The organism is Synechocystis salina LEGE 00031 (genome assembly GCF_015207985.1).
Taxonomy (GTDB): domain Bacteria; phylum Cyanobacteriota; class Cyanobacteriia; order Cyanobacteriales; family Microcystaceae; genus Synechocystis; species Synechocystis salina.
The window spans coordinates 1-1,213 of the sequence record NZ_JADEVV010000111.1; the positions used below are offsets into that span (position 1 = coordinate 1).

Genomic DNA, 1,213 nt, shown 5'->3' on the forward strand with positions numbered 1-1,213 from the left:
CCCCCAACCCGTGGCGGCGGCTCCCCCTTCCACCCCCATGGTGCCCAGTAAGACTAAACATGACCTAGTGGGAGTCCTGGAATCCGGCGATCGCTCCTCGGCCCTATTCCGCTGGAATGGCATGACCCAACGTATTCAAATCGGTGAGGCGATCGGTAGTAGCGGTTGGCAGTTGGCGGCGGTTAATAGTCAGCAAGCAATTCTGTCCCGGCAGGGCAAAACCAGGTATCTAGAGGTAGGACAAAGCTTTTAGTTTGCCCTAATTTATTTGGACCTTTGGCGATCGCCGAGAAAGAGTCAGGGTCTTGATTGATCTCCAGTGATGGGAGAAAAAAACAAGGTATCTTGGAGTAGGAAAAAGCTTTTACGGCACCTAGTAAATTTTTGGGAAGATTGTAGCGATGGGCTTGTTTGACGATGTCGGCCGTTTTTTAGAAGACCGTCTGGAAGAGTTTTTGCAAAACAACCCCCATCTGGAGTTGGAAGCTCTGTTAGAACAGTTGAGGGAACAGGAAGCCGACGCCCGCCGTTTACTGACAGACCTACAGCGCAAAAAACAGGACCAGGAAACCCAAATTCTCAACCTAGCTCAGGATATTCAAGCTTGGCATAGCCGCATTCAACAGGCTAAGGCCGCTGGGCGAGAAGATTTGGCCCAAGGAGCCCAGGAAAGGGAAGCCACCTTACTGCGTCAGGGCAATCAAGTGTGGGGGCAACGGGCGGGGACAGAAAAACGGATCAGCCAAGCTCAAAGTTTGATAGAGGAAATTCAGCAACGACAAAAGGAAGTACAGCAAAAAGCCAAACAAATGGCGGCTGAGCAAAAAGCATCTGAGGCCCAAAGGCGGGCTACGGACACCATGGGCTGGAATCAAGGCAATACCGGGGAAACCTATCATCGGGAGTTGGATCCCTTGGAGGCGGAATTCAAAAAGTGGGAATTGGAAACGGAATTGGAACGCCTGAGACGCAACTCCACTAGATAGCTTCTGTGTCTCTGGAACTGGCCAGGGCAGATGTGACTAGGCTAATTAAGTTAGCCAATAGTCAAAATATTGGCAGTTAGAGATGGTTAGAGATGAAAATCTGATTGACTGACAAAAGAAGTGAAAAGCAGTCTAGGTGGGGATTGTAGAAAAGAGGGGAGGTCACGTTCTAGGATTAGATACCACTCAAAACCTGGAACGCGATGCATAATCACTCCCCCCTCTAC

General features: G+C 50.0%; 1 protein-coding gene and 1 pseudogene. Both read left to right on the forward strand.

From position 1 onward, the window contains the following. A pseudogene (locus IQ217_RS18715) lies at positions 1 to 253 on the forward strand (hypothetical protein); the annotation flags it as partial. 148 nt (positions 254 to 401) lie between these two features. Next, a complete protein-coding gene (locus IQ217_RS18720; RefSeq protein WP_190596806.1) occupies positions 402 to 986 on the forward strand; it encodes a TIGR04376 family protein in 585 nt (194 codons plus the stop codon). Positions 987 to 1,213: the final 227 nt, after the last annotated feature.